This is a genomic window from Klebsiella sp. RC2 (genome assembly GCF_014192815.1).
Lineage (GTDB): Bacteria > Pseudomonadota > Gammaproteobacteria > Enterobacterales > Enterobacteriaceae > Klebsiella > Klebsiella variicola.
Genome location: NZ_JACHYL010000001.1, coordinates 242,306 through 263,836 on the forward strand (window position 1 = coordinate 242,306; position 21,531 = coordinate 263,836).

Annotated in this window: 14 protein-coding genes and 2 pseudogenes; 1 reads left to right on the forward strand and 15 read right to left on the reverse strand. The window is 55.8% G+C overall.

What is annotated here, in order from left to right; all coding sequences use genetic code 11:
* Window positions 1-9: 9 nt before the first annotated feature.
* From FHW76_RS01165 to tssK, 15 genes and pseudogenes are all read right to left on the reverse strand, one after another.
* Window positions 10-3,405, reverse strand: a pseudogene (locus FHW76_RS01165) (ImcF-related family protein).
* A gap of 105 nt (window positions 3,406-3,510) precedes the next feature.
* A complete protein-coding gene (locus tag FHW76_RS01170) occupies window positions 3,511-4,656 on the reverse strand; it encodes a hypothetical protein (protein WP_040968635.1) in 1,146 nt (381 codons plus the stop codon).
* A 119-nt stretch (window positions 4,657-4,775) separates the two neighbouring features.
* Window positions 4,776-5,039 carry a PAAR domain-containing protein gene (locus tag FHW76_RS01175; RefSeq protein WP_016532068.1) on the reverse strand — a complete coding sequence of 88 codons (264 nt, stop codon included), beginning with the start codon at window positions 5,037-5,039 and terminating at the stop codon, window positions 4,776-4,778.
* A 90-nt stretch (window positions 5,040-5,129) separates the two neighbouring features.
* A complete protein-coding gene (locus FHW76_RS26340; protein ID WP_224230839.1) occupies window positions 5,130-5,357 on the reverse strand; it encodes a hypothetical protein in 228 nt (75 codons plus the stop codon).
* Window positions 5,350-6,108: a hypothetical protein gene (locus tag FHW76_RS01180; RefSeq protein WP_224230838.1), complete on the reverse strand. Its 759-nt coding sequence runs from the start codon at window positions 6,106-6,108 to the stop codon at window positions 5,350-5,352. The genes FHW76_RS26340 and FHW76_RS01180 overlap by 8 nt, the downstream gene beginning before the upstream one ends.
* 214 nt (window positions 6,109-6,322) lie before the next feature.
* A complete protein-coding gene (locus tag FHW76_RS01185) occupies window positions 6,323-7,159 on the reverse strand; it encodes a sel1 repeat family protein (RefSeq protein ID WP_228705948.1) in 837 nt (278 codons plus the stop codon).
* Window positions 7,160-7,424: 265 nt separating this feature from the next.
* Window positions 7,425-8,621, reverse strand: coding sequence for a sel1 repeat family protein (locus FHW76_RS01190; protein WP_260182180.1), 1,197 nt, complete (start codon window positions 8,619-8,621; stop codon window positions 7,425-7,427).
* A 74-nt stretch (window positions 8,622-8,695) separates the two neighbouring features.
* A complete protein-coding gene (locus tag FHW76_RS01195; protein WP_040968640.1) occupies window positions 8,696-10,567 on the reverse strand; it encodes a phospholipase D-like domain-containing protein in 1,872 nt (623 codons plus the stop codon).
* A 169-nt stretch (window positions 10,568-10,736) separates the two neighbouring features.
* Window positions 10,737-11,801 carry a sel1 repeat family protein gene (locus tag FHW76_RS01200; RefSeq protein WP_040968641.1) on the reverse strand — a complete coding sequence of 355 codons (1,065 nt, stop codon included), beginning with the start codon at window positions 11,799-11,801 and terminating at the stop codon, window positions 10,737-10,739.
* On the reverse strand, window positions 11,801-13,681 hold the full coding sequence (locus tag FHW76_RS01205) for a phosphatidylserine/phosphatidylglycerophosphate/cardiolipin synthase family protein (RefSeq protein ID WP_040968642.1): 1,881 nt from the start codon (window positions 13,679-13,681) through the stop codon (window positions 11,801-11,803). The genes FHW76_RS01200 and FHW76_RS01205 overlap by 1 nt, the downstream gene beginning before the upstream one ends.
* A complete protein-coding gene (locus FHW76_RS01210; RefSeq protein ID WP_110209359.1) occupies window positions 13,678-16,377 on the reverse strand; it encodes a type VI secretion system Vgr family protein in 2,700 nt (899 codons plus the stop codon). Before FHW76_RS01210 ends, FHW76_RS01205 begins: the two co-directional genes overlap by 4 nt.
* A gap of 150 nt (window positions 16,378-16,527) precedes the next feature.
* Window positions 16,528-16,652: pseudogene (locus tag FHW76_RS01215) on the reverse strand (hypothetical protein).
* Window positions 16,653-16,838: 186 nt separating this feature from the next.
* Window positions 16,839-18,536: an OmpA family protein gene (locus tag FHW76_RS01220; RefSeq protein WP_110209360.1), complete on the reverse strand. Its 1,698-nt coding sequence runs from the start codon at window positions 18,534-18,536 to the stop codon at window positions 16,839-16,841.
* A gap of 3 nt (window positions 18,537-18,539) precedes the next feature.
* Window positions 18,540-19,193 carry a type VI secretion system protein TssL, short form gene (tssL, locus tag FHW76_RS01225; RefSeq protein WP_012541320.1) on the reverse strand — a complete coding sequence of 218 codons (654 nt, stop codon included), beginning with the start codon at window positions 19,191-19,193 and terminating at the stop codon, window positions 18,540-18,542.
* Complete coding sequence (gene tssK, locus FHW76_RS01230; protein WP_110209361.1) at window positions 19,190-20,530, reverse strand: type VI secretion system baseplate subunit TssK; 1,341 nt, start codon at window positions 20,528-20,530, stop codon at window positions 19,190-19,192. Before tssK ends, tssL begins: the two co-directional genes overlap by 4 nt.
* A 632-nt stretch (window positions 20,531-21,162) precedes the next feature.
* Here tssK and FHW76_RS01235 point away from each other — a divergent pair.
* Window positions 21,163-21,492, forward strand: coding sequence for a gamma-glutamylcyclotransferase family protein (locus tag FHW76_RS01235; RefSeq protein WP_183476158.1), 330 nt, complete (start codon window positions 21,163-21,165; stop codon window positions 21,490-21,492).
* The last annotated feature ends 39 nt before the right edge of the window (window positions 21,493-21,531 follow it).

The following is a 21,531-nucleotide window of genomic DNA, read 5'->3' on the forward strand; positions in this document are numbered from 1 at the left end:
GAGGCGGTTTCAGTATCCCTCTTCTCCGGGTATATCGTCGGTCAGCGGAACACGCTCAGCAGGCGCGCGCGCGCTGAATATCGTCTCCGGTAGCGTAAAGTTTCGCAGAGACAGCAGCGCCAGCGGTCCTTCCCCCGCCTCGGTACGCAGCGTGTAGTTCAGCAACAGACCATCCGGCGCTTTCCAGCTCAGGCTCCAGCTGCTGCTCGTTCCGGGATAAGCGCTGACTACCGCCTTATCCAGCAGTCGGATCCACCCCCAGGCGCCCGGGAAATCGCCATACTGGCGGGTGCCCGCCCGGGTACTGATCCAGCTCAGACTGGCGCCCGGCGCTTCGGTGTCGGCGGGCCAGCTGAACCGCCGCCAGGTCGGCATCTGGTTCATATAGACAAGTTTCTGACTGTCGATGACCAGCTCCGTCTGCATCACGCCGTCCGCCGTGCCGGGGCGAAGCGCAAAATGCAATCCCGCTTCGCCGTTGGCGAACGCGACGTCGGAGAGATGGCTCAGGGTATTCATCGCCTGCAGAAAGGCCGGGTTAAATGTCAGTCCCTGAGCATTGATACTGTCCGCCATCCAGCGGCTCCCCTCTTTATGCAGCACACCGTTCAGCCGGGTCTGCAGAAAGCGGGCGATGCGCCCGGTCTCGCTATTAAGATATTTTGCCAGCAGCGGCAGAGAGACTTCACTGCTGGTATTTTTAAAGGGGTAGCGACCGCCAAAAGCGCTATTCCAGTCCTCCACCACCGCACTGCGCCACTGGGCGTTGAGACTTTCCGCCGCCGGGGTCAATACCTGCTGCCAGGCCTGCTCCATCGGGTGAACAAACAGCGTCTGCCCAAATCCACTCCACTCCTGGCCCAGTCCCGCCGCCACCAGGCTGCCGTAGTCGCGCGTTTCGGTTAGATCCACAGCCTTGCCCTAGAACACCGTCTGCGCAAGCAGGCGGGTCATCGCCTGCGGGTCGGTGGCGTTGGTGACCTGCTGCAGGCGCAGACGCACCTGAGTGACGCGGGTCAGGAAGGTCTGCAGGCTAAGGCGGCTGGTGGGCGTCCCGCCGTCGCGATTGTCCAGCAGCGCCAGCACGGGCCCGAAGGTGGCATCCAGAGGACCGCGCGCGCCGGACCGTTGATCGATGACGGGCGAGTTATCACGGTTAAACAGCTGCCTGGCCGATTTGACCAGCGAATCGGCGATGGCTTCCCCGGTCTGGCCGGTTCGCCCCTGCACGCTCAGGGTGTTCATCAGCGCCACCAGCGGCGACTGGCGCACATCGGCCATCAGGGTCAGCTGGTCAATGGCATCGGAGAGGGTCGCCGCGCGCTGCCAGCGCAAGCTGTTGAGAAAATCCAGCCAGGCGCCGCTAAAATCAGCGAAATAACGCTCCGCCAGCCGGGCTCGCAAGGCTTCCGGCGACGTCGACTGTGCGGCAGGTTGCTTCGTGTCGCTCAGCACCCAGTCCATTTCATCGCGGCGCTCCGCGACCACTTTCTCAATGGCCGGCTGCACGGCCTGCTCCCAGGCCTGACGGGTAAACATTCCCGGCACCACCTCATCAGTGCTGAACAGACGCGAAGCATCGGTGTCCGCAGTCATATCCGCCAGGCGCATATCGGCATACTGATTCGCCACCTGCGCGAGCATCTTCTGGTAAAGCGTGGACTCACTGTTGCGCTGGCCCAGTTGGCGAATTAACCGTGTGCGCACCTGACTGACCAGCACGTCGTCGGTATGCAGACGCCACTGCGGATGCGATGCCAGGCTGGCGGCATAAAATGCCAGCAGCGAAGGGCCGCTGCCCTGCCAGACGGCGTCGGCGATGCCTGAGCGCTGCGACCAGTCCTGCATTAGCGTGGTAGCGAACCACGCGGCGTCCATTTTTTCCGGGCGGGTCAACATCAGATATTGTTTCAGTTGTCCGTAAGCGGTCTTCGTCATCTTCTCACGCAGCGGGCTGTCCGGCGGCAGCTGTACGAAGGCGTTCAATTGCCGCTGAAGATGTTCAGCCGCCGCATCGCGCAGCAGCGGCTGCGCCCTCTCTCCGTAGCGCGGGAACAGCGCCGCCAGCAGGTCATCATTCTGGCTGAGACCACCGCGGGCATACCACGGCGCGCCGTGCTGTGAGCGGTATTCCAGTTTAGAAAGCGTTTTCTGTAACGCGGAGAGCGCATGCAGGCGTACGGCCAGCGGCTGTTTCTCCGCTGAGGCCTGCTGCACCTGCTGCTGTGCGGTCGCCACCAGCTCGCGGTTGGCGATAAAAGAGACTGTCATTGAGGCGGCCCAGAGTAACATCAGGGCGGCAGCGGAGGCAGAGACAGCTCTTCGCCAGGGAAAGCCGATCTTTCGTGCTTTTAAGCCGGATGCCCTGAGAGATTCCAGTAGCACGTCCCAGCGTTTATCGTGGCGCCAATGATGCTTCAGGCTGTGCGACGCCTGCGGCGATGACGGGCTGAACACAACGCCGGCTAACGGTAACGCACGATGAGGTTCCAGAAACGTCGACAGGGGAACACTAATCCGCTCCGGCTGCCGCGTGAGTTGGTCCGCCAGGCCCAGAAGAAAATGATGCTGCGGGTTACCCGCGACCTGTTGTACTCCACTCTCTAACAGTCTTGAAGGCAACGCCGACAGTAACTGGCGCATCTGCGACGACTGACAGTCTGGCGGGAAGAGACTGCCGACAGATTGCACGATGCGCCCGGCTTGGTCATCCGCCTGGGGATGCAGCGACCAGACGTACAGTGGTACAGCCCACCCTAGCAGTGAGAAACGTTCAGCCAGATCATGGGCAATGTTATCCATATCCTCCATGGACAACAAAGCGGGGTATGCGTGCTGATTGGCTGCGGGCAGATGATCAAACGCAGAAGTGACCCACACCAGCCCATTCACAGGGGGGCGAAAGCGTTTACGCAAAGCAAAAAGCCAGTCATTATCCGACGCGCTCTGGGGTTCCCCACCCCAAAGCAATAATGTGTCTCCATTCTCCTGCCAGTACTGGCTACTCAGTCCCGGCGCAAGGCGTTCAACATCCGCCACGCTTCCCGTGAGCATCAGAATGGTCATTTTGCCAGCCCCAAAGCGACCATACTGGCGACGCAATGTCTGCCTCATCTCAATAACAGCGCGATGACTCGGGGAAGCCGGCTTCAGATGCTGACCACTTGTCAATGGCGCCCCCTGCCCCTTCAGATGGCGGCCGAGTATGAACTGCACAATACGGCCGCCATAACGAAAAAGCAGAATAAGGATCCCTAAGCCCAGGCAGAAATAGAGTTTCGTTTGCAGCGTATTCAATCCAATCTTGTCGCCATAGTGATATATCCCCCACAACATTGCGCCAGCTATCAGCATCAGCACCCCAAAACGGCTACCTAAGCGCAATATGCTATCCGTTGCATTCATCCTTATTTCCTGCAGTAAGAAGATTCGAGAAAGATTCAGACCCACCACAAGGGGCTGATATGACCGTCTGATGAGATAGTGTGTAGTCACGAGGCTTGCCGCCTCTCAGGCAGCGCGAACGGGCCTGGCCTGGTGAAGCTCTGATGATAGTGGTAATGGGGTGATCACCGTGGCCCATAATGGTTGGTCGGCAAAACCGTCGCCACTCACAATGAGTTGAGATTTATCGTCACCGCACCGCACGATTGCTCCAGCGATCGCGACCCAGGGTGCTGCGACGCCTGGATAACCCAGGCTACTGTCCAGGTTGTAGAAATCACGACCGATATTGATCGGGCTCGACAACGCGATCAATCCCGTTGCGATGGGCTGATGATAGTTCATCTTGATACCCACCAACCAACCGGCAGGCACGGCCTCCGCGGGTAACGCGGCCCAGTCAAACGCGCGCGCAAAGGCATAATGAAACGCCTCGTGGCTTATCCCCTTCACCTGCTCTGGTCGGTGGAGACGCGCCAGTGGCATGAGATCCGCCGCGAACTGAGGGCTGGCAAGCAACAGGCTAACCACCGTTTCTGCCGTCCCCTCAACCTGCTTGGGAGCAACCTGTAGTGCCACAATCAGCATCAGGGATGGCTCAGTCATCGGCTGATCCAGCCAGTGGTCTATCATCTGCAGCCCTTTGCCTTCCAGATACGTCACCGGTTGCCGGATGTGACTGCTCGCCAAACACTGACGCCAGATCGACTGTATCTCGCTGACGGACAGACTGCTGTCGCTCTCTATGATTAATGACAGCGGTATCTCTGCAGGAACAGATGCCAGTACAGAAGTCAGCTCATTCAACGTATTGCTCATGATGCGCCTAACCAACTGTTCGGGCGTTTCGTCGCCGATACGTATCAGCCGACTATGTCGTATACCTTCGTCACTCCACCAGGAAGGCTGCGTTTTTAAAGCAGGAGTATTGTTTCGTAACGCCTCTCGCTGCCCCTTACCATCTCGATCATCCGGGAGACGTAATGCGGTGTGTAAGCTCACGCCCAGGATTGCCAGGTGGCGCCGCCCTCTCTGGATTTCACGACTCAAAATCTGTTCACGATCGTTATCCCAGCCATCAGCCATTGACTGTAACCCTTTATACCAGGCGATACGCAACGCCAGCAGAATAAGCCAGAGTAATGCCGGTAATATCAACGCCGTTTGCCAAAAATCCGCGGTGTGTATTTGGAGTTTATCTGTATTGCTCATAATGGCCCAGCAGGTGCCTGCTGCCAGCCAACACAGCAAAAACAGCAACCAAACCCACCATACCGGTGCTCGAGGCCGTTGAGCAGGCGGGGGAATACGTTTTAAATCGACAGGCATCGTTAGCGCACCCTGGCTTGTGGCAGGCTCGACAGCAATATGCAACCACAAGCACAACGGTGGCCATGGAACGCAACCGGTATACCATGATCGCTAAAAGTGGGGTGTCCTTCGGCAATCACCGTCGGACCATGGCCTTTGATCGGACAACTGACGGGATCGCCCAGCCGCGCCACGCCGATACCACCAAATTTCATATTACTGGAACCACGGAGCACTTTCCCGCCCCCGGTATGCGTATCGCCTGTACGGATAATTCCTTTCATAACTTTATTTTACCTTGCTGCATTTAAGGAAAATAAATAGCTGCAATCATTAGCGAAATTATTTGCGCAGCCATTTCCTGAGTTTCAGAGTTACAACATGCGAGAAAATTTTTCCAGCTTAAGCAGACTTAAAAGTTCGGAATCGTTTAGATGGAAAATCAGTTCATCCGGCAGACGACGATAGAAATCTGGCAATTCAGTCAATTGATAGAAGAAATTATTATCATTGAATTCTTTAATCCTTGTGAGTTCGGGCATCAACTCCATCATCGACACATCCGCAGAATAACCATGCCGAACTTTAGCGAGATTACTCATTTTTTTTGATGCAGCCTTCACATCCTTCGTTAATGCCTTTCTCCCACAAACGATAGGCATCTACTCTCCTGCCTTCCATATCGGCAAGCAAGCCAAGATGATCATAAGCCTCTGCATAACCTTGCCCTACCGCACATTCCAGTAACTGCTTACCTAATGGGTGCAGTTCCTGAACCCTGACAACAATAGTTCCCCCTACTGCTGACATGGCCTGTGGACTACCACGCTTGATGGCTTCAGCATACAAGTAGTACATTGTTTCATAATCGCGACCAAACAAATACGACGCATATTTATAGGCAGCAATAGGGATGCCCTGAGAAACGAGTTCGTGGAGTTTGGTGGAAGCAACCTCTATCGGAGTCTCCGCACTCGGATATTTTATTGCCCAGACACTATTTACATATGCGGCCTTCCAGCTTCCAGCTTTTATTGCTGTTGCAAGCAGCCCTTCACGTTTTTGCTTATGTTCAGGACTGTTCCAGAAACCCTTTATTTGATCTCCCTCAGAAGTATACTGAACCAGTTCACTGAACGCCTTTGCAGCAATCTTATTTTCTTTAGGTGTAAATCCAGACGCGTTATGACAGACAAAGTTCATATTCTGAAAATACTTCATCAACCCCGGATCAGGATTTATTTGCCCAGCCGAATCCACCCACTTCGGCGAATGATTAAAATCTTCTAAATTAGACTGCCCCGTTGCTATTCCTGAGAAGAAAATAAAAAAGCCGATTAAAAATTTACGCATATGATTTTTCCTTAAACTTATAGGTATTAATGCCAGCGATAACTCGCCGTAAGAGGAGATTTATGCCTCGCCAGCCAGTCGCCAGAACACCAGCCTCTCTCCCCGCAGCCATTTCTCGCCAAGCGAGCAGGAGCGCAGGCGGACAAGATTTATCTTCTCCACCGGTATGATGTCTCCCTCGCGGAAGAAACGGATGGCACGTTCGTTCAGCCCTTCACGGGGCCGCCATGCTGTCCTTCTCAAAGTCCGGTGACGTCGGCAGCGGCCTGCCCGTCGCCGGGTTCAGCTGTTTCGCTTTCGCCAGTTTCTCTATCAGCGCCGCGCTGGGTTCTGGCGGCGGGATATTGGCCTCCCGTTCTTCCAGCCACTTCAGCTTGCCGTCCCACTCCGGCAGCGGGGCCGGCGGCAGCGGCGCGATATCGTTGATTTCCGGGACGACAGGCTGGGCCCATGAGTATTTCGCCAGGACCTTGACTATCTGCTCATAACGACGGGCACGCTCGGGATCCTTTTCCAATGCCAGATAGAACAGCCTGTCCGTTGGTTCAGGTCCGGAAAATCCGTGCATCAGGAAACCGGCTGAGGTTGAATCTCCTGCTGCAACGCCCAGTTGGAAAACCTCAACTGCCTCCGGATATTTTTTGTAAATTGCAAGCATATTTCCTAACGAATTAGCTGCTTTCCCTTCCCCCTGTTCAGCGGCACATTGAAACATCTGCATGGCCACTTGTGGTGCCATTTTGGCCGGAAACAGTTTTTCACCAACATAAGCCTGGGCCTGGGGATTCCCTTCATCTGCCGCCTTACGATAGTAGCGCAGCGCCATCTCTGGATCCTTCGCCAGTCCTGCCGCACCGTGCTCCAGGAAAATGGCAATAAAGTAGTAGCCGGCGGCAACCTTCGCATCAATCAGTTGTTGGCTCAGACGCAAAAGTTCAGTGCTGCTCAGCGAAAAACGCCCGCGCAGCGCACCATTCTGCAGATTAATACTGGCTTTATAATGACCGTTCTCTGCCGCTATCCGGTACAGACGGGAAATTTCCGCATCCACTGTTTTATCCCGGTTAATCAGATTATTTTTTTGCAGCCAGCGGGCATATTTAAACAGGACATCGGTACCAGCAGACGCCTCAGGAATAATCTGGTGTTTACAGGTAAACGCCAGACGGGCATTAATATCAGTCAGCGGGTTCACCGGCACATCCTTGTGGATGCTTTTCTGGTCGCAGCCCGACAGCAGTAGGCTGCCCAGCACTATCCATGTCGTTATCCCTTTCATTCCCTGACGCTCTCCTTTTCCTTTTCATCTGCAGAGCTTATGCCTCGCCGACCCGGCGCCACACCGTCTCCTGCTCCTCCACGACCAGTCTGTCGCGCAGCGGCCAGGGACGCGGGCGAACGAAGGTCACCTTTTCCACCGGCATCATGTCTCCCTCGCGGAAATAACGGATGGCATGTTCGCTCATCCCCTCACGGGGCCGCCACGCCGGCTGCCAGTAGCCGCTTTGCGGGCAGGGTTCACCGCTGCGGCACTGCAGCCGCGCCACGCTGTCCTTCTCAAAGTCCGGTGACGTCGGCAGCGGTCTGCCCGTTGCCGGGTTCAGCTGTTTCTCTTTCGCCAGTTTCTCTATCAGCGCTGCGCTGGGCTTCGGCGGCGGCACATTCGCCTCGCGCTCTTCCAGCCATTTCAGCTTACCGTTCCACTCCGGCAGCGGGGCCGGCGGCAGCGGCACGATATCGTTGATTTCCGGGACGACAGGCTGGGCCCATGAGTATTTCGCCAGCACAGCGCCTATCTGTTCATAACGACGGGCACGCTCCGGGTCTTTCTCCAGTGCCAGATAGTACAGCCTGTCGGTCGGTGCCGGGCCTGCAAATCCTTTTTCCAATGCATAGGAAGATGTTTCATCACCAGCAGCGACTCCTAACTGAAAGGCTTCTACAGCTTCCTGATATTTCTGATCAATTGTTAGCATAATTCCTAACGAATTAGCCGCTTTTCCCTCGCCTTGTAGGGCAGCGCATCGAAACATCTGCATGGCTACCTGAGGAGCTCTTTTGGCCGGAAATAGTTTTTCGCCTAAAAAAGCCTGCGCCTGGGGATTCCCTTCATCTGCCGCCTTACGATAGTAACGCAGCGCCATCTCCGGGTCCTGCGCCAGTCCTGCCGCACCGTGCTCCAGATAGATGGCAATAAAGTAGTAGCCGGTGGCCACCTTCGCATCAATCAGTTGCTGGCTCAGGCGCAGACGTTCAGGACTGCTCAGCGCAAAACGCCCGCGCAGCGCGCCATTCTGCAGATTAATACTGGCTTTATAATGACCGTTTTCCGCCGCTATCCGGTACAGACGGGCAATTTCCGCATCCACCGTTTTATCCCGGTTAACCAGATTATTTTTTTGCAGCCAGCGGGCATATTTAAACAGGACATCGGTATCCACAGACGCCTCAGGAATAATCTGGTATTTGCAGGTAAACGCCAGGCGGGTATTGATATCGGTTAGCGGGTTCATCGGCGCGTCCTTGTGGGTATTGTTCTGGTCACAGGCGGTCAGTAACAGATAACATACAATTAAAAGTCTTTTCATCAGTCCAGATCGCTCAGTGTTGATTTGTTGTACAGAAACTTAATCAGTGGAGCTTCAGGTCTGTCTTTTCCTGTACCCTGTAGTTTTTCATTGGTGTTAATAAGATATCCCCAGGCCTTAAAAGCATCCTTCGCCTCATCCTGCCCCCCTCGTCCGTTAGTATGCATATTCCATAACCGCCGTCGTAAATCCCGCGTCACGCTGGCCCATTCATGGGCAATATTCATTTCACTGTCCACCTGCATACTGCGCGTGTTGATATTCGCTGAACCGTGGGTGGTAAATACATCATTCACAATCATCAGCTTCGAGTGAATATACACCGGCATCCATTCCTCCGGTGGTGAGTCCGGAGCCACCAGCGAGCAGATATGAACCTTCAGTCCGGGGCGTTCCTCCGGCAGGATTTCACTGCTCTGAATTTCATCGGCCTTCTTTTTAAAATCAGCAATTTTCTCACTCATCTCGCGATTACGTTTATTGGTATCTCCGGGGTCGATATAACCAACAGAACCACCGAACATTGCGTTGCTAAGTTGTCCGATCTTACGCAGTTTAGTCACTTCAGGGATAATGTTTGCCCGACCCAGCACCTCAAGCATCCGCTGGGTATTCACCGTACCCGCCCCAATGCCTTCATCGGTTACGTTAGTCACAACAAACAAATGCAGTTCGCGTCCCACTTTACTCTGTCTTTCCGCAACCTGATTAATTAACTCTGCCAGCGGCGGCCAGCGAAAATACTGATTTTCAATATAGATAAACTGCGTCGCATTATTTACGGCCTGCAGATAAAGCGTTTCAATATCATGCTTTCCTGCCTGCGCCTGAGTGCGCAACAGTTGCGCCATCACCGGCGTACCGTGTACCGCACGCAGTTTCAGCTTTTTCGCGATGGACACGCTATCACGAATAGTCAGCAGATCCTGACCGGTTTCCTTCTCCCACGCCATGGCAAAATTATGATGCAGATGCTCCAGAATCGGGCCGGTTACCCGACTGGAGATATCCTGCCGCGGCAGCTTACCGTTAGCGCCTAAGCGGGGATCCATATTATTGCCCGGGCGAAACAGTGCAGAATGTTTATCCGTATCCCAGTACTCATCAAGCATGTTGTGACCCATAACAAAACCAACCGCAGACTCCGGCAGTTCGTAGTCAACCAGCACCGTTTTTTGATGATGGGTCACGGTACCCGCAAGAGTAAGCATCGTGTCAGGGCTGATATCCGGATCAAGCGCCATATTCGCAGCGCGATAGGCAATTTCAGCTCTCTCCAGGAAATTAAACCCGCGCCCGACAAACAAAGGAGAAAGTGAGCTTAATTTTTCTTGTCGTTGCGCTATGGGTGCGGCAGCAATTTCCGCTATCCCGGCCTGTCCCTTTTTTAACTGATGATCGGACCATTCGCCTGACAGAGAATACTGACGGAACCATTGTCGGTCATAGGCATAACGTTCATCCGTAGTACTCTGGCCTTTCCGGTCCTTATAACGAATGACTCCCTTACCCGGTAAATTGGCCTCTCCTCCTCCACCTGCGGCATTACAGGGCATTTCCCAGCCCAGAATACGCACCTGGACTTTTTTTGTTTCTGCAATCTTGCAAAGTAATTCGCCGATACACAGCGACTGACCATCACGGATAAAGTACATCGAAGGCTGAAATCCCCAGCAAATAATATCCACCGTTTTCTGTGCATTCATGATGGCATGATAAACGGCAGCAAACGCTTCTTCCCCGTTTACCAGCGGCTTATAGGTCGCCGGCATCGGTGAGTATTCTGTATTCTGCACAAACCAGGGAGAGGTGATCATACATTGGCGGGTGTCAACCGTGGCAATCGGGGTAATAATGTCTTCCTGAGTCATTATATTTCATCCTTTTAAGTGAGACTTTTGCCATTCAGCGAGGAAATTACCGTACGTGGCAGTCTCCTTATTTTTATCTTTCCGTTATAAGTTTTGGTTTCAGCGTGTTTATTGCAGGACTTTCTTTCTGTTTGTGATGGTTCAGGGACCGGGCAGGAAAAAACGCTTTTTACTGGCCAGCTGACCCGCTGTATTTCGCGGAGTCCGGTGACGTCGGCAGCGGCCTGCCCGTCGCCGGATTCAGCTGTTTCGCTTTCGCCAGTTTCTCTATCAGCGCCGCGCTGGGTTCTGGCGGCGGGATATTGGCCTCCCGTTCCTCCAGCCACTTCAGCCTGCCGTCCCATTCCGGCAGTGGGGCCGGCGGCAACGGCACGATATCGTTGATTTCCGGGACCGTGGGGCTGGCGTAGGAATAATTGCTCAGGATCTTCGTTATCAGTTTATAGCGCCGGGCACGTTCCGGATCCTTCTGCTGAGCCAGATAATAAAGTTCATCCGAAGGTTTAGGACCGTTAAACCCATTTGCTAAAAATCTTGCTGAACTTCCATCACCAGCCGCCACACCCAACTGGAAAGCTTCAACTGCTTCCCGGTACTTTCCACCAATAGCTAACATATTGCCCAACCCATTAGCAGCATCCCCTTCCCCTTGCTCCGCAGCGCAGCGCAACATTTGTAGGGCAACCTCTGGAGCCATTCTTGCTGGGGATAGTTTGTACCCCACATATGCTTGAGCCTGAGGATTCCCCTCATCCGCCGCTTTACGGTAGTAACGCAACGACAGTTCTGGATCCTGCTTCAGACCGGCGGCACCACGTTCCAGATAAATTGCGATAAAGTAGTAACCGCTCGCCACTCCCGCATCGATCAGCCGCTGGCTCAGACGCAGACGCTCATGGCTGTTCAGCGAAAACTGCCCCCGCAGCGACCCGTTCTGCAGATTGATACTGGCTTTATAGTGCCCGTTTTCTGCCGCTATACGATACAGACGCTCCGTTTCCGTATCCACGGCCTTGTCCTGCTTTAACTGGTTATTCTTCTGTAACCAGCGGGCATACTTAAACAGCATATCGCTGTCAGCCGATGCTTCAGGAATGGTTTCATGTTTGCAGGTAAACGCCAGACGGGCATTAATATCAGAAAGAGAGTTCACAGATAAATCCTTTTCAGCAGACAGTACGCTGTGCTGGCTACTCGCCATCAGCAACAGGGACAACAGCATTACCCGGCGCATCAGTCCAGATCCTTCAGTTCATTGTTGGTGTAACGAAACTCAACCAATGGCGCTATAGGCTTATCTTCTCCTGTATCCTGAAGTTTTTTATTTCTTTTTAGAATATCCTCCCAGGCGTCAAACGCATCTGAAGCATTATCCTGTACGCCCATACCATTGGTATGTAGTTTCCACAGACGTTTCCGCAGCGCCTTCGTCACACTGCCCCACTCATGTGCAATATTCATTTCACTGTCCACCTGCATACTGCGGGTATTAATATTCGCCGAACCATGTGTTGTGAAAACGTCATTAACGATCATCAGCTTGGAGTGGATATAAACTGGCATCCAGTTATCCACGGGAGAGTCCTGAGCCACCAGTGAGCAAATATGTATTTTCAGGCCGGGTATTGGCACCATCGGAATATCGCTATCTTTTAACTCTTCTGCTTGTTTTAGCTTTGCTTCATATTCTTTCTGCCGGCGGATAAACTCTTCATTAATCTGCGCCTGGGTGGCCGGATTGCGGGACCAGGCGAGAGAGGCGAATTTGCCTGGGTCTTCCTCCCTGATCTTCTCTATCATTCGGGCCCGAGTCACGCCTGGAATCGTATTGGCGCGCCCCAGGCTTTCCAGCATACGCTGGGTATTTACCGTACCCGCCCCAATCCCCCCTTCCGTGACATTGGTGATAACAAATAAATGTAACGATCCGTCTTTTTCTGGCGTTCGTCCTTTGTCAATCTGCACGTGTGCCGCTTTTTTTATAACTTCCGCCAACGGTGGCCAACGAAAGTACTGGTTCTCAATATAGATAAACTGCGTGCTATTGTTGACTGCCTGCAAATAGAGTTTTTCGATATCACGTTTATTCTCCTGCGACTGCGTGCGCAGGAGTTGGGCAAGTATCAGGGTACCGCACTCTTTCCGCGGTTTAAGGCGTTTCGCCATCTCACGGGCCTGACGCTTTTTGATAAGGTCCTCCCCGGTTTCCTTACACCATGCTTTGGCAAAATTTTCGTGCAGATGTTCAAGAATGGGTCCCGTCACCTGACTGGAAATATCCTGCCGGGGTAAAAAGCCGCGAGCGCCTTGATCAGGTCCCCAGGGGGCCGGGCCCCCGAGCCGATTCTGGGAAGAGTGCGCATCGGTATCCCAGTACTCATCGAGCATATTGTGTCCCATGACAAAGCCGATGGCGCTTTCAGGTAATTCATAATCCACCAGCACCGTTTTCTGATGGTGGGATGGCGCTAGCGTCATTATCCCCACCGCGCTGGCACTGAGCCCTTTATCGAGAGCCTGATATCTCGCCCGCCAGGCGATTTCCGCACGTTCTACTTTATTAAACCCGCGGCCCACAAATAGGGGATTGACAGTCCACTGATTGAACTGCTTATTGATTGTGCTGGCTAAAAAGTTGCTGGAATCCAGCAGATCGTCACTATATGAATGACGGGCAAACCAATCGAGATCAAAAGCATATTGTTCGTCTGTCGCGCTCTGCCCGGCGCGATCTTCAAGATGCAGGATCCCCTTCCCGGGAAGGTTTGCCTCGCCGACAACCCCGGCGGTATTAAAGGGCGCCTCCCACCCCAGTATACGCACCTGAACCTGTTTTTCCGCAAGCAGACAGAGCAATTCCCCGATGCGCAGCGCCTGTCCGTCACGAATAAAATACATGGATGGTTGAAACCCCCAGCAGATAATATCCACCGATTTTTGTGCCTTTTCGATGGCTCGATATACCGCCGCAAAGGCCTCCTCGCCGTTTACCAGCGGCTTATACGTCGCCACTGCCGGTGGGTATTCCGTATTCTGAACAAACCAGGGCGAGGTGATCATACATTGGCTGGTATCAACCGTAGCAACCGGGGTAACAATATCATTGTGACTCATTGACTTTCGTCCTGTTCAATATGGTCATCGAGCAAATCCGCGTAAGTATTACGATGCTCCGTATGTGAGGAGGGGGGGTTAATATCAGATGCAGCCTGCGAGGTATGGTGGTGAAAGCCGCGATTAGCGAGTTCACCCTGTTCAGGGCGACTGTACGCTTCGGCAACGGGTATCTGATAGCTGACGCCATTAGCCATCTCCAGCTTGTAACTTCTGGTCACGACCTGGTGATCGACTGATATCTGGCCTCTTTCATCCAGCACCCCTTGTTTCAACAGGGCGCCATCGGCATACAGGGTATATGGCATCCCGGCCCAGCTGCTGTCCGACGCATTTGGCGACTGTGCCACGTTCAGATTCAGCGATTGCCTTACCGTGGACTGAAGTGGCGGATAATCTGGATGATCGGCCTTCATGCTGGCGGGTCCGCTATAGGAAAAATCCGCGGCCTTGACGTCGACATCACCACCAGTACCGAGCTCAATCCGATAGGGATCGAGGGTGATATAGCTTCCTCCAGCGTTAATGACGATTTTTTTCTTTGCCACAATGTGAATTTCGCTATCAGTACTGACAATCTCAAGATCCTTGCGCGCCAGGAGCTGCAACTGATCGTTTTGCGCCTGAATCGCCACGGGCCCCTGATTGGCGATTAATTTCATCCCCAGCTTGCGGACAAACAGGCTAAGCCCTTCCCCTACGCCAATAAACAGCCGTTTCATTACGCCCATATCGGCATTCGCCCCGGCATTGATCATCAGATTGCGACGTGCGGTTAGTTGCAGATGCTTGCCACTGGCGAGAGCCACACCATTTGGTGCGCTGAGCACGGCAACCGCCTCCCGTAGCTGATCAATTTGCTCACGCATAAAAGCTAACTGTTGTTCTACCTGGGCTGGGTCGGCTTTAGCCGACTGGGCATCACGCGATAGAGAGTCCATCTCATCACCTGCCTGCTTAAGCCTGTCCAAGGTGTCCTGCATTGCAAGTATCTTGCCGCTGGCGGTTGACTGTTTATCTGCGGTGATAAAGATCCCTTTCCCCGCCCGTATCGCCCCCCATTTATCCGTCCGGAGCTCAAACCCCTCGCCCCGCAACTCCCTCTGCGCATTCACGTTATGCCCCAGGTTCAGCTGCGTCTTGCCGCCGTACTCGGTGCTGAGCTTAATATGCTCCTCGCCGCGCTTATCCTCCATTCGCAGCTTATTATTGGCCGGAGTACGAATCACATTGCGGGTGCTGTTTTTCTCCGTCACAGGGTCGACATGCCGCGAGTCGTGCAGCGCATGCGCAATATACGGCCGGTCGGGATCGCCTTCGTGGAAAGCAATCGCCACCTCCGTGCCCTGGATCAGCGGGAAGTGAAAGCCGTACACGTCGCCGCCGTAGGGTTTGGCGAGACGCACCGGCATGCTTTCCTGACCCTGCCCTTTCTCCTCTCTGTCAGCGTCAAATTTCACCCGGTACAGGCCGGACGCATCCTGCCAGGCGTAGATATCATTCGCCTTCGCGCTGGTCACCCGCGCCGTCATGGTGCCAGTCACCTTCGGGCGCGGCAGCAGCGGCGGACGCCAGCACAATGTTTCGCTGTAGGGCACCGCCAGCAGGGACACCCGCAGCGCCTCCCGGCGACTGGCGGTAAAACCTGTGCCGGTGATTAACAGCGGATCCTGCACGGGCGCAGGCAGGGTCGGTGGGAGGCTGTCGGTAACGGTCAGCACCTGAGCCGGCGCCAGCCAGGCTGCAGTACTGCTCGCGGTAATAAGCGTCTGGTGAGCCAGAAAACGCTCATGGTCGAGACGGGCATAGAAGTTGGCGGTCTCCGTCTGCGGGTCGATTTTATCGCCACGCTCCCGGTGACGAAGCTTATAGTGGTATACCTCACCGTAAGTGAGGCCTTCCCCATTTCCCCGGGTCATATCCGCTGTCGCCGACTGGAGAACGCTCTGCGCATCGCGGGGGTTATAATCCCGGGTAGTAACGTTCGCCTCTACGACGTTGTGGGTGATGTTCAGACCCCATATCGATTCCGCACCGCTGTCGCTCATCCCGGACGGGCTGTTTACAGGGAGTGTTTTATCGAACATCAGCGCCCGCTGCGCGTCGGCGAAGTGGACCACTTCGCTCTGGGCCTCTTCCTGCAGGGTGAAGAAATAAAATATCCCCACCTCTGCCAGCAGGCGCTGGATAAACGCCAGGTCGCTCTCCTGATACTGATTAATTTGCTCACGCCGCGGATAGTGTTGCTTGAGATTAAACTCATACTCCCAGTCATGCAGGTGATGTTCCTGCAATACCTGCTCCACCACCTCCGGCACCGATTTATTCACGAAAAAACGGTGGCTGCGAAACTGTTTATCCAGTAAGGAGAGGAAGGGTTCGAGGGTTATCTGATATTTCGACTGATCTTCTGAACTGCTGATACGCCGGAAGGCAGTCACCACGCCATGGACGCGTTTGCAGTCCGCCAGCTGCTGCAGTGCGCCGCCGCCCATCGTCAGCATGGCGGGTTTGCTCAGGAGCTGTGCGGCATCAATGTTTTTCTCTGCGCTGGTAAACGTAATGGTGTAATAATAAAGTTCACTCAGCTTTTCTGCACCACTGAATTCTTCTACATCCAGCGATGCGGTACATGAAGGAATATCCAGCTGGTAACGGTTAAGGGTGGTGCCGGTAATCATTGAAAAGGTATCCATTATATTCCTGTTTTACTCCGCAGTAATGACCACCAAAAATCAATTAACAGGATGCACTGTTTAATTTTTTTTAATGATAATCATCTCATTCATCATAAATATATTTATGTGCATATCGATATCTCAGATACCCCACCAGGAATTTCATAACTAAAAGGAAACCCCAGAGATATTTATATTCACTGACTGAGAAATAAAAAAAGCAGCCAGAAACCGGAACCTTCAACGTTTATCGCCGCCAGCATTTCTCTGGCACTGTCCTTAGCGCTATCCATGCTGATCTCCTTTATCCATCCCCTTTCCTGCGCTTCATCCCCGCAGAGGCCCCGCTTTGCCGACAAGATTGACTGGCTGCAGGCACGCTACCGCCCATCGCTGTTTCCTGTTTATCAGGAACCCGTAGCGCACAGGGTCAGGCAGGCATAATGTTGTTGTTCAACGTCCGCGATCGGGTTCGCGGGTTACTCGGTTTCGTTTTTTAAGGCGTCAGCCCCGGCTCCTGACGTATTAGCCGTGCCCGGCGTCAGACAGGCGTCCTTCTGCGGGACCAGACTGATCTCCACCCGGCGATTTTGCGCCCGCCCGTCTGGCGTCTCGTTGCTGGCGACAGGACGACTTGCGCCGTAGCCCTGCACCGCAAAACAACTCTCCGGCACATCGCCGGTATCGCGCATCCAGTCGCGGACCGCCTCGGCACGCTTCAGGGAGAGTTGTTGATTGGATTTATCGTTGCCGATGCTGTCGGTATGGCCTGCCACCACGATCAGCCAGCCGGGTTTGGCCTTAATGCCCAGCAGCGAGTTCACCAGCAGCTTTGTCGAACCCGGTTTCAGCGTCGATTTGCCGGTATCGAACAGCGCCATGCTATCGAGGCGGATCGTCTGCGGCCCCTGCACAACCTGCTTAATGACCGGACGCGGCGGCGGGGGCGGCGCCCAGTCATTGATAGCGGCTTCCACGAAGGGGATCAGCTGCATCCCCTGATACAGCCCCAGCCGGTAACGCAACGGCTCTCCCCGGCGCAGCCAGTCATCCAGCTGGCGGCTGTCGGTACGCAGACGCTGCTGCGCCTGCAGCTTCGGCATCGGCGGCGTGCCGCTGAGGCGGTAGTACACCGCCAGATGATCGCCGACGCTGCGCACCAGGCGCTGGTTGTTGATAAAGGAAGCCAGCATCGCCAGCGCCAGAAAGAGGAAGCCCACGCCAGCGGCAAGACCGGCATCGCGCATCCGGCGGCTGACCCCGTGGCGGTGCGGCAGTGACGACAGAAGAAGATCCGGCAGCGGGTGAGGACCTGGCGCCGCGGCGTTGCCCGGGGAGAGCGTGGTGATCCCGGCGATTTGCTGTTGCCAGAGGTTATTTGCCGCCGCTACCATCGGTGTCAGGCAGATGCCCGCGGCACACAGGTTCAGCGGAGGAAGTTCCGCCTGCCGGGCGCGGAATGGCCGGAAAAGAGCGTTTTCGGCCAAGGTCAGAATGCTCTCCAGCCACAGCGTCTGATGCAGGCGTGAGGCAGGGCTGCCCTCCCGCTGCCACTCGGCAACCGACTGGGGCGCTTGCCCCTTCTGCTGCACCTGGAGACCAGGCCTCTCCGGCGTGACGGTAAACCAGCGGCTTTCCCCTGCCTGGCCGCCAGGCGGCGTCACCCAGAACACGCTCCACACCGGCGGCAGACCGTTTAGCCAGGTTCGGCACTGAACGATACTCCGTCGCCAGTCGCGCAGCGACTGCGCCAGTTGCTCCCCGGAGGGGTGGTGCTCCGGTACCACCGCCAGCAGCACGGAAACCTGCGATACCAGCGCCGGACGCGCCGCCGCCAGGTACTGCGCCAGCAGCGGCAACTGCTCCGCGCTGTCTCCCCGTAGATACCAGCCGTGACGGGTTTCGCAGTGCGCCGAACGCCCGGGAAACAGACTGTCGGTATCCCCGCAGACCAGAACCACCGCCCCCTGAAAATCCTCGGGCGGCAGGACGATTTCCGATCGCTGACGGCTGACTGCCCGGCGACGCTGACGCCAGAGCGCCGCGCCGCCCGCCAGCAGGATGCACAGACTGACGATCACCTGGTTGCCGATGGACAGCGGCCAGAAGCCCAGCACCAGCCACAGGGCCAGGATGACGGTCAGTAGCGTAAGCAGACGACGGGCGTTATCACGCATCTCTTATCCCTGCCCTGCTATCTTCGCCACCATCTGTGACAGCACGGCGGAGAAGGTCAACCACAGCGCGGCCAGCGCCACAATGCCAACCGCCCAGCCGCACCAGTACATCCGCCGTCCGCTGCGCAGCCGGGAGGCACGAACCACCACCGGCGCCTCCTGGGTCAGGCTGAACGGCGGGACCCGCGCGCCAAGCGCATGCGCCACGTCCTCACGCCGTTCGTCATCCTGGGCGCGGTACTGCCCGACAAACCCCAGTTGCAAAGTACGATAGAAACAAGTCAGCACTGCCGCATCCGCCGTGGGCTCTCGCAGCAGCTGGCGGATCCGTTCCCAGAGCTCTTCCCCGGCGTTGAGAGTGCTGAAAAAACGCGCCTGCAGCGGATCCTTGCGCCACCTGCGGTAGCCATCATCCTGACTGGCGCGGTTGAGGACGCTCTCATCCAGCAGCGCGCAGTAGGCATAGAGCATCTGCTCAGCGCTGGTGTCACTGATTCCTGCCGCCGTCAGCGCCTCGCGCGCCTCGGTCACCCATCGACAGGCCTGACGATAGAGCGCCTCGCCATCGGTCACCGGCTGGCCGCAGCGTAACTGGCTGACCATCAGCCAGCCCGGGTAAAAAGTTTTGTTGATCAGATCGCTTTCAGAGGTATTCATGAGCGCAGTACCGCAAAGAGTTCAAGTTTCACGTCGCCAAGCGATTCCGGGGTATAGAAGGTGCAGTTGCCGGCCTCCAGCATCGCGCGGGCGGCATCGGTGGAGAGATCCAGAGCGAAATATTGGTTTTCCAGACGTAGCGGAATCGCCGCCGGCACGTGGCTCAGCGGTTTGATCGCGATGCCGCTGAGGGCAATGTTGACGACCTCGGCGACATCATCATGGCTACCCGCCTTACAGAGCTGCGGAAAGCGGCTCTGTAGCTGGTGAGGGGGGAGTGAAGAGCGCACCGACAGATAAAAATCCGCCCCCTCGCGCAGTCGCGCATCGTGTAGCCTGCCCCGCCAGATCTCCCGGTCGGCGCCCTGCTCCAGAGCGATGGCGATCACCCTTGAGGGCAGGCTGACTTCGAGCAGCGTATCCAGCAGGGCAAACAGCGGCGGGAATACCTGCTCTGGCGAGGCATGCCGGTAGCGGGGGATTGCTTCCAGATGATGTTCAAGGGAGAAAGTCAGCAGACTGCCGGCCAGCCTGGCCAGTTCACGATAGAGCAGCTCCGGATGGCGCGAAGGGTCCTGATGCAGCTCGCTGAGCACCGGCTCGGCGCTGTTCAGCGCGTTGAGCAGCCAGAACAGGGAAACATCCGCCACGGCAAAATCAGCCATCCGCGCATTGCTTTCACGGCGCATGGCCATCAGGCGTCTGCGTCGGGCCTGCAGGCGATGTAACAGCTCGCCCAGCTCGCTGACCAGCGTCGGGCTTGCCGCCAGCGACAGCAGCGGCGGGATGAATTCCGGGTCAACGATCCACTGTCCCTGGGCGTCGCGCACCAGACGCGCTACCGGGCAGGTAAGGAAGGCCGCGTTTTCTTCGGTGGAGAGACGCAGCGTCAGCGCGTGCCGCAGGACGGCCAGCTCGCTGCGTTCATGGCCGGCCAGCTCCTGCACGGTCACCTGCTCGGCGCGCCAGCGGCGCGGGCGGGCGCTCTCCTGGCCGTCATCAAGATTGCCGCCGCTGGCGCTGAGCAGCGGCAGAGCAAGCACAACCTCCACGCTGTCCAGCATCACGCCCGATACATCACAGACCGGTGGCAGAGTATCCGCCAGCTCGGTGTCAATCAGCGTTCCGTCGGCGAAACGAACGATCAGCCGGGTGGCGTTGAGCCGGGAAAGGGTGAGCGCGCTGGCGTCAAACTCCGCGCGCAATACCCCCCACGGGTGGGCGAGCGCCATGCGGGAGACCGTATCGGCGACGTGCGCATCCCAGCGAGCCTGTTGCTGAAACTGCTGCGGGACCAGAAAAGCCCCGTCGCGCCATAATGGGCGGAAAATCTTCATTGCACCTCCTGTGCCTTTCGCTTTCATCTGTCTGCAGACAGGACCAAATGCCCGGTCGGATATCCTTCATCCGCCGTACGTTCGCCTCAGCCTCTGCCTTTGCTCTGGCCTGTTCATCACTAGCGGTTTTTCTCCCGAACGTCGTTCGGCTCGATTTATTGCCTGCCGCTTCAGGGAAAGGAAATATCAACTCTGCCCGCGAGGGTTTAGAAGTCAGATGGTATTCTTTGTACAAGGGAGGTTTATCATAAAGCGAAAAAGCCAGGGGAGGTAACGCCTGGCCCTAAATAATATCTGAATTCAACCTACGGCTGCTTTTATGGCTCTTGTTTAATCCATTGAGAAGGAATATTCCATAAGCTATCGTTTTATTATTTCCCCATTGAATGTTAATTAGCGAATTAGTCTCTCCGTCAGGCTTATTTATATTGATCTTAAATATAAATAATAATAAAAATATCATCGCAATCGATATAGCTTCATTAGCGCCGAGGCCAAAGCCTCCCCCGGCATCAGAGAGATGCCCGGAGGAGTGCCCCGCCCCACCCGGCCATTGCCAGGCGCTGAATTACCCCGTATTTTGGTTTTCCGCTCCGCTGTGGGCGGGTATCAGGGCGAACGAGAGAGAGAAAATGAAACCGCTATTTGTCTATGGGACGCTCTGTCCCGGTCGCAGCAATGCGCACATTCTGGAGGCGATCGGGGGCGAGTGGCGTCCCGGCTACGTCACCGGCACCTTTTACGCGCGCGGCTGGGGCGCAGCCGCCGATTTTCCGGGGATCGTCCTCAACGCTCACGGGCGACGGGTCAACGGCTATCTGTTCCTGTCCGATCGTCTGGCGGCGCACTGGCCCATGCTGGACGACTTTGAGGAGGGGTACGATCGGGTGCCGGTGGAGGTGACCACCGACGATGGACAACAGGTCAGCGCCTGGATTTATCAGCTTCAGCCCCGGGAGTAATCCCCGCCGCGAACGCGCTGTACAATACAGCAGCCCAGC

Excerpts from the sequence above, each read along its gene's own strand:
- FHW76_RS01170 (WP_040968635.1), bottom strand. The coding sequence starts at position 4,656 with ATGAGCAATACAGATAAACTCCAAATACACACCGCGGATTTTTGGCAA.
- FHW76_RS01175 (WP_016532068.1), bottom strand. The coding sequence starts at position 5,039 with ATGAAAGGAATTATCCGTACAGGCGATACGCATACCGGGGGCGGGAAA.
- FHW76_RS26340 (WP_224230839.1), bottom strand. The coding sequence starts at position 5,357 with ATGAGTAATCTCGCTAAAGTTCGGCATGGTTATTCTGCGGATGTGTCG.
- FHW76_RS01180 (WP_224230838.1), bottom strand. The coding sequence starts at position 6,108 with ATGCGTAAATTTTTAATCGGCTTTTTTATTTTCTTCTCAGGAATAGCA.
- FHW76_RS01190 (WP_260182180.1), bottom strand. The coding sequence starts at position 8,621 with ATGAACCCGCTAACCGATATCAATACCCGCCTGGCGTTTACCTGCAAA.
- FHW76_RS01195 (WP_040968640.1), bottom strand. The coding sequence starts at position 10,567 with ATGACTCAGGAAGACATTATTACCCCGATTGCCACGGTTGACACCCGC.
- FHW76_RS01200 (WP_040968641.1), bottom strand. The coding sequence starts at position 11,801 with ATGCGCCGGGTAATGCTGTTGTCCCTGTTGCTGATGGCGAGTAGCCAG.
- FHW76_RS01205 (WP_040968642.1), bottom strand. The coding sequence starts at position 13,681 with ATGAGTCACAATGATATTGTTACCCCGGTTGCTACGGTTGATACCAGC.
- FHW76_RS01210 (WP_110209359.1), bottom strand. The coding sequence starts at position 16,377 with ATGGATACCTTTTCAATGATTACCGGCACCACCCTTAACCGTTACCAG.
- FHW76_RS01220 (WP_110209360.1), bottom strand. The coding sequence starts at position 18,536 with ATGCGTGATAACGCCCGTCGTCTGCTTACGCTACTGACCGTCATCCTG.
- tssL (WP_012541320.1), bottom strand. The coding sequence starts at position 19,193 with ATGAATACCTCTGAAAGCGATCTGATCAACAAAACTTTTTACCCGGGC.
- tssK (WP_110209361.1), bottom strand. The coding sequence starts at position 20,530 with ATGAAGATTTTCCGCCCATTATGGCGCGACGGGGCTTTTCTGGTCCCG.
- FHW76_RS01235 (WP_183476158.1), top strand. The coding sequence starts at position 21,163 with ATGAAACCGCTATTTGTCTATGGGACGCTCTGTCCCGGTCGCAGCAAT.